5 protein-coding genes are annotated in these 10,098 nt (G+C 57.1%); 2 read left to right on the top strand and 3 right to left on the bottom strand.

The window, feature by feature from the left end:
• On the bottom strand, window positions 1–2,838 hold a 2,838-nt coding region (locus HDF14_RS15585; protein ID WP_183978351.1), incomplete at its 3' end, for a beta strand repeat-containing protein.
• Between the two features lie 635 nt (window positions 2,839–3,473).
• Here HDF14_RS15585 and HDF14_RS15580 point away from each other — a divergent pair.
• Together HDF14_RS15580 and HDF14_RS15575 are read left to right on the top strand one after the other, a co-directional pair.
• Window positions 3,474–4,442 carry a methyltransferase domain-containing protein gene (locus HDF14_RS15580; protein WP_183978349.1) on the top strand — a complete coding sequence of 323 codons (969 nt, stop codon included), beginning with the start codon at window positions 3,474–3,476 and terminating at the stop codon, window positions 4,440–4,442.
• 108 nt (window positions 4,443–4,550) lie between these two features.
• On the top strand, window positions 4,551–5,471 hold the full coding sequence (locus tag HDF14_RS15575; protein WP_183978347.1) for a glycosyltransferase family 2 protein: 921 nt from the start codon (window positions 4,551–4,553) through the stop codon (window positions 5,469–5,471).
• Between the two features lie 7 nt (window positions 5,472–5,478).
• Here the strand turns inward: HDF14_RS15575 and HDF14_RS15570 are convergent, their stop codons facing one another.
• Both HDF14_RS15570 and HDF14_RS15565 read right to left on the bottom strand, forming a co-directional pair.
• Complete coding sequence (locus tag HDF14_RS15570) at window positions 5,479–7,260, bottom strand: hypothetical protein (RefSeq protein WP_183978345.1); 1,782 nt, start codon at window positions 7,258–7,260, stop codon at window positions 5,479–5,481.
• 144 nt (window positions 7,261–7,404) lie between these two features.
• Window positions 7,405–10,068 carry an Ig domain-containing protein gene (locus tag HDF14_RS15565; RefSeq protein ID WP_183978343.1) on the bottom strand — a complete coding sequence of 888 codons (2,664 nt, stop codon included), beginning with the start codon at window positions 10,066–10,068 and terminating at the stop codon, window positions 7,405–7,407.
• Window positions 10,069–10,098: the final 30 nt, after the last annotated feature.

Below are 10,098 nucleotides of genomic sequence, written 5' to 3'. Positions count from 1 at the left end.
TGCGGTGGTGGTGATGGTGAGAGGCGCGATGGCCGCGGTAACCGAGAGTGGTATTGTGGCCGATGCGGTCTTGGCTGGGCTCTGACTATCGGTGACAGTAACGGCGAGGGAGAAGTTGCCGGTTGCGGTTGGGGATCCCGAGATGACGCCGTTGCTGCCGATACTTAGGCCTGTGGGTAAGCCGGAGACGGACCAGATGTAGGGGGCGGTTCCTCCGGTGGCGCTGAGCATGATGCTGTAGGGCTGGTTGGCGGTGGCTCCTGCGATTGCGGTGGTGGTGATGGTGAGAGGCGCGATGGCCGCGGTAACCGAGAGTGGTATTGTGGCCGATGCGGTCTTGGCTGGGCTCTGACTATCGGTGACGGTGACGGCGAGGGAGAAGTTGCCGGTTGCGGTTGGGGATCCCGAGATGACGCCGTTGCTGCCGATACTAAGGCCTGCGGGTAAGCCGGAGACGGACCAGATGTAGGGGGCGGTTCCTCCGGTGGCGCTGAGCGTGATGCTGTAGGGCTGGTTGGAGGTGGCTCCTGCGACTGCGGTGGTGGTGATGGTGAGAGGCGCGATGGCCGCGGTAACCGAGAGAGGGAAGCTGGCTGACGCGGTCTTGGCTGGGCTCTGACTATCGGTGACGGTGACGGCGAGGGAGAAGTTGCCAGTTGCGGTGGGGGTTCCCGAGATGACGCCGTTGCTGCCGATACTTAGGCCTGCGGGTAAGCCAGAGACGGTCCAGATGTAGGGGGCGGTTCCTCCAGTTGCACTGAGTGTGGCGCTGTAGGGCTTGCTGGAAGTTGCGCCCGCGACTGAGGTGGAGGTGATGGTGAGAGGCGCGATTGCCGCAGTTACCGAGAGCGGGAGGCTGACCGACGCGGTCTTGGCAGGGCTCTGGCTATCGGTGACGGTGACGGCGAGAGAGAAGGTGCCAGTTGCGGTTGGGGTTCCTGAGATGACGCCATTACCTCCGAGGCTGAGTCCGGCGGGCAGCCCGGAGACGGACCAGATGTAAGGCGCAGTTCCGCCGGTAGCGCTGAGCGTGATGCCGTAGGGCTGGTTGGAAGTTCCGCCTGCGACTGCGGTGGAGGTGATGACGAGAGGCGCGATAGCCCTAGTTACCGAGAGTGGAAGGTTGGCCGATGCGGTCTTGGCAGGGCTCTGGCTATCGGTGACGGTAACAACAAGGGAGAAGTTACCACTTGTTGTGGGGGTCCCTGAGATGACGCCGTTACTTCCGAAGTTGAGCCCTGTTGGCAGCCCGGAGACGGACCAGGTGAAAGGAGCGGTTCCGCCGTTGGCGCTGAGTGTAGCGCCGTAGGGCTGGTTGGAGATGGCGCCCGCGACTGCGGTGGAGGTGATGGTGAGAGGCGCGATGGCCGTGGTCACCGAGAGGGGGAGCATGGCCGATGCGGTCTTGGCGGGGCTCTGGTTGTCGGTGACGGTAACGGTGAGGGAGAAGTTGCCGGTGGCGGTAGGGGTCCCTGAGATAACGCCGTTGCCGCTAATACTGAGCCCTGCGGGCAGCCCAGAGACGGACCAGGTGTAGGGGCCGTTCCCTCCGCTCGCGTTGAGTGCGGCGCTGTAAGGCCTGTTGGAGGTTCCGGGTGCGACTGCGGTGGAGGTGATGGTGAGAGGTGCGATGGTCGCGCTTACCGAGAGTGGGAGGATTGCCGATGCGGTCTTGGCAGGGTTCTGACTGTCGGTGACGGTGATGGCGAGGGAGAAGTTGCCGGTTGCGGTTGGGGTTCCCGAGATGACGCCGTTGCTGCTGACGCTGAGTCCTGCGGGCAGTCCGGAGATGGACCAAGCGTAGGGAGCGGTTCCTCCGGTGGCGTTGAGTGAGGCGGTGTAGGCCGATCCATCTGTACCGGAAGGCAACTTGACGGAGCTGATCGTTAGGAATGAGGGCGCGATTGACAAGGGTAGCGCAATGGAGTCAGTCTGCGCGGGAGTGGAGGAATCTGAAACCGTGAAGGTTACAGAAGTGGTGCCGCTCGAGATTGGATCTCCGGAGATGACACCGTTGCTTCCGAGAGTAAGGCCCACGGGTAACGCGCTTGATGACCAGGCGTACGGCGCTGTACCTCCGCTTACCTGCAGCGAACCAGAGTACATCGAGCCAACTGCACCGGCAGGGAGTGAAGGTGTGATTTGTAACAGCGTGGGTGCGATCGGAGGGGGAGGCGTCGAGACAGGAGGTGGAACGGTCAAACCGAATTGCATTGCTGTTGTTTGCGCTGGGGAACCAGAGTCGGTCACGGTGATAGTGAATGAAAAAACTCCGTTCGAAGTCGGTGCACCGGAGATAACTCCTGTCGTCGAGGACAGGCTAAGTCCAGAGGGTAACTGTCCTCCAGTGATAGTCCAGTTATATGCGGGAGTGCCTCCGCTGGCGATCAATGCCGCACTGTAAGGGGTGCCCAGCGTTGGCTGGGGCAGAGATGTCGTAACGAGCGACAGCGGAGAGGCAGAAGCACCGTTCGCGGGCGTCATGATTACGACGGGCACAGCAGGTGACGAAGCTTTCGTAGCGGTGTTCTGAACTTGCAACTGAACGGTAGAAGGTGTTGCGACGATGCTGTTTGCGAGGGGACTCGAGAGAGTGTTTGAGTCAACGAGGGACGTTGAGATCGCAGTTCCATTCCAAAGAATGACGCTGTCGGCCGTGAAATTTGTTCCCGAAACCTTGATGGTCAGATTCTTTGAACCTGCGGCGATCGTTTGGGGTACAACCTTGTTGATATCGGGCGTGACCTGTACCTGGACCAAACCGGCCCCACAGCCGAGGCAAAGATGAAGGAGCGCGAAGCTTACGGTCGCCGCAATCGCCTGAAAAAGTTTCGCCAATTCGCACCTCGATTACTTCAAGACTTATCGACACCGGAGCGACTTAGAGTTTGTGAGATTTCTCAAAAGTCGTCGCATCAGCTGAAACTACAGTGAGAAAGTGGTTACTACAGTTCCCCGATAGGGGATTCTGAGGTGCCACTTCCGTGTGATTAAGGCAAAATTGTCTCGGCTTTGGCGCATGAAAGCACCTATGCAGAGAGAGGAGCAATGTGGCAGGCGAACAGAGGTACTACTTTGGATCGGAGACAAACCGAAGTAACTCGACAAGTATCGAGGTCCCGTCTCTTTCTGGGCATCCCACGGAAGTAGTATGAAAAATAGAGGTAGTCTGAAGGGGTGTGGCTTTTTCGGACACGGACGATCCGGCCAGAAGAGTGTGGTTTGTTCGTATTGAGTTACTTATTTATGGATTCCGAGAAATAAGCTCGGGATAGCCCGGAGGGTTACGCAGACACTCGAAGCCTGCGACTCCGAGACACGCAAAGAAGTATGGGCCAGAACCGAATCATGGATGGTTGTGACGGGCCACGAACGTAGGAACTGAAGCTTGGCACTTTAATTTTCCCTGAAATATGCAGACGTCAAGTGGGTATCTCATCCATGCTTGGCGACTCAAGGTCTGGAGATAAACGATGTCGTTCATTGATCGTTCACCGATACTGGCTGGACTCAATTACACAAAGGGTCAAGTTCTGAACCGACTCAAGCTACGTGGGCACCATTCGGGGGCGACCGGTCTTAGCATGCCAGTCGAAGATGCTACGAACTATGCTCGTCGAGTAGTGGCCGACTACGTCAGGTACGGAGCGGATGGTGATCCGGAGAGATTGAATGGGAAGGACGTTCTGGAAATCGGACCGGGAGACAATTTGGGGGTCGCTCTTCTCTTATTGGCGAAGGGCGCACGCACGGTAACTTGTATCGACGGATTTGCTCCGAACTTCGATCCGAACCACAACTCACAGATCTACCGGGCGATCTACGACGGTCTCAATGCTGCGGAGCAGGAGCGCGTTCGCGATGTCGTAACGCTTCGATCTGATGGAGCTACCGTTGGGGGTGGTCGTCTCATCAGCCGCTATGACGTGCCGATAGACGCGGTTGAACCGCCTCTTAAAGCTAGAAGTTACGACATTATTATTTCTCGCGCAGTGTTGGAGCATCTGGGTGACCTGAGGAGAGGTTGGAAGAACATGGTCACGTGTCTCCGAGTGAACGGCGAGATGTGGCACAAGGTGGATTTCCGGAACCACAATCTCTTTGGGGAGATTCATCCACTCTATTTCCTGACCGTCCCCGATAATCTTTGGAATCTGATCTCAAGTCCCGACCCAACCATGAATCGTTTGCGGCGACCGACCTATCGCGAACTGGCCGCTCGCGATTTTCTCGAATCGCATCACTATCTCACCCACATTATCGGAGAGAGCGAGATCGCGCCTCATGTTGACGATCTGGTCCCGGGGACGCACTATAGCCAGCGGCATCTTGATATGGTTCGAGCGATTCGGCCGCGGCTATTAAAAGACTTCTCCGACTACAGTGATGAAGACTTGTTGGTCACGGGGGTATTCCTCACGGTTCGTGGTGTGCGCACCTGAACATCATGAAATCCCTCTAAGGTGTGAGGGCACGGAAGCTTCGAAGCCCTTAGCTCTCCGGTATCATGGAGTGGTGAGCGAGAAATCCTCACAGGGGATCTAACGGGAATGTCGAAAGTTGATGTCATCATACCTGCCTACAACGCAGCGAAATACTTGCCGATAGCGATTTCAAGCGTTATTGGGCAGACATTTGTTGACTGGACAATCCTGCTTATAGACGATGGAAGCACGGATAACACCCCAGAGGTGGTGGCGCCCTTCATCGATCAGCTTGGTTCGAAGCTGAAGTATATTCGGAAAGAGAATGGCGGGCTGCCGGCAGCACGCAATACTGCAATTCGCAACTCCTCGTCGGAATTCCTGGCATTACTCGACGCCGATGACGTTTGGTTTCCGTCGCGTTTGGCCGAATCTCTAAAGTGTTTCGAAGATCGGCCGCAGGTGGGATTGAGTTACAGCTATGTAACTCTAATCGACGAAAACGGAGAGACGTTGAAGATATGCGACGAACCTCAGAAGAATGGGGAGGGTTGGATCGCACCATATATCTACATGCGCAGGGTACATTTGCCTTGTCCTACCGTCACGTATCGAAGGAAATGCATCGATGAGGTGGGGATGTTCGACGAGACGCTGCGAGCCGCTGAGGACCGTGATCTCGCATTGCGGATTGCGCTGCGATATGAGGTCGCACTGGCTCCCAAAGTTCTTGCGCAGTACAGAGTGACGGCGGGTTCGATGTCAACGGACTCCGAACGGATGTTGAACGCCCAGTTGCAGTTCATTGAAAAACACTTCGGTGCTCCGGGTTGCGGGGTTGAAGAACGGCGAGTTGCGCAGAGCCGATGTTACAGGCATTATGCGGAATCGTTGCAAAGCCGTGGACGGATGGCAGCGGCTTTGAGGAGTTCGGCGCGGTCGTTGAAACTGTCGCCATGGGATGTGGGCAATGTGCGAACGGCTGCTTCGCTGCTGTTAAATTTTTTTCGGGGCGGCCGTCAGGCGCTCCCAGTCCGCGAGCCGTAAAAGTCGGTCAGCCCTTCTTTGTGCGATCGCGTAGAAGCAGGAATCCTCGGTAGGTTCCGGTTACCAGAATCGCAACACCGACCGAGTCGATGATGACTGACTTGTAGGAAACGCCACGAGCAGGGCTCGGTTCAGCATTCAGTGAGCTTGTATCGGGCGATTTTAGTAGCGTCACGTCTCCATAGCCGTATGGGTGCCAGGTCACATCCTTCAAGTGAGGTGCCTTGCAACTACCACCTGTCTCGCGCAGCGAGGTGGCGGGGCACTGCCAGTCGCTCTTGGGATGGTAAGTGACATTGTTCGTGAAACTCGCTCCCGGATTGGTCAACATCTTCAGGTCTGTAGTGCTGTAGATCGGCGACGGGTAGTGTCCTTCCGAATTAGGGAAACCGACAAAGATGTTGTCGTCATATTTGATAGAGGCTTTTGGCGATGGATCTCCCACATACTCGAGTTCCAACGCAACGTGGTTGTTTGAGAAGACAATGTTGTGTTGGAAGATCGCAGACCGATCTGTCGGCATGTCAATAAAGATTGCAGTATCGCCCGCGCGGCAGAACAGACCCAATCGGGCGTTGTACCCTGGCGGTGTGCCCGGGATTGCATTCGACATAGCGCGGCAGTTCCCGACGACGTAATTGCCGATTAAGGTTGCTGTTGCGCCGCCTACTTTAAGCTGCTGTCCCATGTTGCTGAAAGCGAGGCTGTCGGTAACGGTCATGCTGGATCCTGCTCCACCGATATGAAGCGCGTCCAATCCGTCCTGGGTGTTGTAGCTGGCAGTTCCCTTATCGAAGTGGACTTGCCAGCCGGGAGGGTCACTATCTTTTGTGGTTGTTCCGAAGCCATCACCATATCCGCCACTGTCTTGATCGGTGCAGTCTCCATAGGGCAAAGGATGCGCGATCGGGTACTCCTCGGCGCAACCGTTCCAACTGATGTCGTAGTGTTGTACGAGGAGACTGCCTTTGCCGGTGGTTCCGTCGTCGGCGTTCCAGCCAGAACTGGCATTGCCTAAGATATCGATGTGATCCATGACCACACCATCTCCGGTCGGGCCAGCGATTCCTGAAATAGCCAGCCCGTGAATATGAAGATCGGTAAGCGTGAGGTTTGTCGTCTTGTTGCTGAGTCGGACTCCAACCTGGGCGAAGTCCTGCTTGGAATCGCATCCGACCTTCTGCGAGGCTTTGCCGCAAGCGGAGAAGTCTGTAATGTCCAGACAGGCCACATCAACATATGATGTGCCGGAGAGATCGAGCACGTTATATGTTGCGTATCCGCCGTGAAGCTGTGTCTTAGCCGAAGCGTCTCGGCACGAAGCGTAGTTCTCACCGAGGATGCGCGTGTGCTGCGTGGCGGTGCCTGAGGGTGGCGGAGGGGCGCCGGAGCCGTAGGGATCTCCCGCCTGGCCCCAGCATTGGTTTTTGTCGCAAGAATATGTGGGGTGCTCCCAGCCGACCCTGTAGGAAACACCCGTTCCGATCGAACCGCGGATGATGACTGTGTCGCCTCCGGCGATAACCCAGCCCCAGTTGGGAAGTTTCGCACCTGCAGCGTAGGCGCCATCCTGCCACAGCATACGAACGTCCTTGAACGCGCAGTGCTGATTCGCTTTTCCACCCGATGGTGCGGCGTCGGCTTTACCGTCGCATTGACCGTTCGAGACGTTGGAGGAGTATCGAGTCCCTCCATCAGGTCGCACGTACCAAGTTGTGCCATAAAGCGGCCGGCATGCAAATCCGATAATCAGTACGCAAAGCATCTTGAGACAAATGCGAACGTTCATTAGTGCCCGGTCTCCGTTGGACTCCATGAGTCAGCCCAGTATAGACGGCAGTGATTGGAGATTGTTGCTGGAGAGGACCAGGGTTTTAGAGAGCGTAAAACAGGCCGGCCGCGTGAGATTACGCGACCGGCCTTTCTTGGTTGGTTATGGTTCCATAGCGCCGATGGCTGGTGGGTTGGCTCTGGTCTTTCCGTTGTAATCGGTGGTGATGCCGGAGATCGCGATACCGGAGTTGATCGCCGCGCTGGAGGAGGTGATGTTGGGGTTGATCGCGTTAATGTTGGACTCTCCCACCAGATCGGGATCGCCGCAGGTGTAGATCTTTTCAGTCCCAGGAACGGAACTGTCCGGGCATCCTGTATTCATCGTGCTCCACAGGTTGTGATCGATCTCCGATCCAGAGTTGGCCAAGACGTTTCCGGCGCCAAGGTAGATGCCGGATGCGAGCCTGTTGCTATCCCCTGGATCGGGATAGCCTTTGCTGATGTTGTTCCTGAAGATGAACTTCGCTCCATTGGCGGCGCAGTTGGGAGCCAGCGCAGCACATTCAACGTCGTACATGGTGGTGCCGTATCCGACCGAGGTGTTGTTCTCGAGCGTGATGACGGTGTTGTTGTTCAGCTGGAAGGCCCAGTGATTGCCGGCGGCGCGGCAGGTGTCGCCGTTGTCCAGAGCCCAGCCCGAGGGGTTATTAGGGAAGTTCGACGCAGTGGCCAGCACGCGGCAGTTGCTGATGGAGACGTTATTGATTGCAGACGAGGCGGATCCTGCTCCGAGTTTGAAGGTTTGACCGGCGTTGCCCTCTGACCAGGAGGTGGAGATATGGATCGCCGGGGAAGTCTTGATGTCGTCACTGAGATGGAGCGAGTCGAATCCGTCCTGTGTATTCCAGCGGAAGAAGCTGTGATCCACATTCAGGGTCATGTTGCCGGCGGCGACCTGGACGAATCCGTCGCCGTAGCCTCCAGACTCCTGTCCGTAGCAGTAGTTGAACTTGTTCTGCGTATCGGACTTGGTCATGTCGTAGGGCTTGACTGCAATACAGCCATTCCAGTCAATCATTACGTGGGAGAGATTCATGGTTCCCACGGTCTCGCAGGAGGTGTCGCAGCCCCCGCCGTCTCCATTCCAGCCCGCTTGTCCGTTGCCGATCACATAGACATCGGTTGCGCTAAAGACATCGCTGCTTGCTTTGTTGAGATGGCTTCCCAGAATGCCGCTTCCTGCCACACCGACGACGGCGACATCCTGCAGGGTCAGATTGGAGGGGCCCTGCTCGGTCAGGTAGTTAAGAATAATTCCGCCATAGTGCACGTAGTTTGAGGCGCTGGAGCACTGGCCTGAGCCCTGGATGACGGTGCAGGTGTCGGGCTGGGTTACCTCGATGCAGGAGATATCCACGTAGTTGGTTCCGCGGGTATCGAGAACCGCGAAGGCATTATCGATTCCGCTAAGCACGGTGGGATTGACCAGATGGGTGTGAGCTGAGTCGTGGCAGTTGCCCGCATTCTGCCCGAGAATCCGGGTGTGCTGGCTGGCAGTGCCAGAGGGAGGGGCTGGGAGAATGCAGCCAGTCGCGTTATTCGCACCCGTAGCGCAGAGTGAGATCTGTGCGCTCCAGTCTGTACCTACACCACTGTTCTTCTCACCCATGAAATAGGTATAGGACGCGGTGGAAGGGTCGGCAAACTGAATCGTGTCGCCGCCCGCGAAGCTGGTCCAATTGCCCGAGGAGTCCAGCATCTGGTAGGGATGATTGAAAGCGCAGGCTTGACCTGACCCCGAACCCGGATAAGCAGCATTCGTCTTGCCCGTGCACTGGGTGTTGGTGCCACCATCGGCACGGATGTACCACGTCGTGCCAGGGCCGGTCTGCTGTGCGGTCTTCGCCGTAACGGCAATTGAAGTCGTGGCGGACTTGGTCTGGTCCGGGTTGCTGTTGTCGGTAACGGTTGCGGTGAAGCTTGAAGTGCCAGTGACCGAGGGCGTACCGGAAATGACGCCGGTGGTTGCGGCCAAAGTGAGGCCTGCAGGCAGTTTGCCGGAGGTAATTGACCAGCTGTACGCTGGGGTGCCTCCGCTCGCCTGCAACTGCGACGAATAGGCTGTGCCGTCGGTACCACTAGCGAGTGTCGAGGAAGTGATGGTGAGCGCCGGGTCTGCTGCTGCTTTTGCAACGGCAATCGAAAGCGAAGCGGAGTCGGTCAGATCGGGGTCTGAAGAGTCCTTAACCGCGACGGTGATGGGGAACGTTCCGGTTACCGTGGGTTTGCCGGAGATGGTACCGGTGGCTGCGGCGAGAGCCAGGCCAGCGGGGAGCTTGCCGGAGGTGATGGACCACATGTAGGAGGGAGTGCCTCCGCTTGCCTGAAGCTTGCTCGAATAGGTCGCGCTCGCGGTTGCAGCGGGAAGTGAGGTGGAGGAGATCGAAAGCGCCGGAGCCGCAATGACAACGGTGAGGCTGACGTTCTTGGTCTGCGCCGGCTTTGACGAATCTGTAACAGAGAAGGTCAGCGGATATGATCCGCCCTTGGTCGGTGTGCCGTAAATTGCACCAGTGCCAGCGTTGAGAACAAACCCCGGCGGATGCGTGCCCGAGACAACCTTCCAGTTGTAAGGCGATGTGCCACCGGCTGCCTTGAGCGTGGCGGTGTAAGCCTTCGCGATGGTCGCTTGTGGCAGTGAGGTGGTGCTGACGGTAAGTGCCGTGGCGGCATTTGCTGTCTGCGACGGCGAGGCCGAATCCAGACAAGAGAAAATAAGCGCAAGGGTGATGCTCGCTACGAGGGTACTGAATATTTTTCGCAAAATATGCTCCGTACAAAAGAGAAATTGGTT

It is taken from the genome of Tunturiibacter gelidiferens (assembly GCF_014201335.1).
Lineage (GTDB): Bacteria > Acidobacteriota > Terriglobia > Terriglobales > Acidobacteriaceae > Edaphobacter > Edaphobacter lichenicola_E.
Note: the sequence above shows the minus strand (reverse complement) of the source record. Positions and strands in the feature narration are given on the sequence as shown.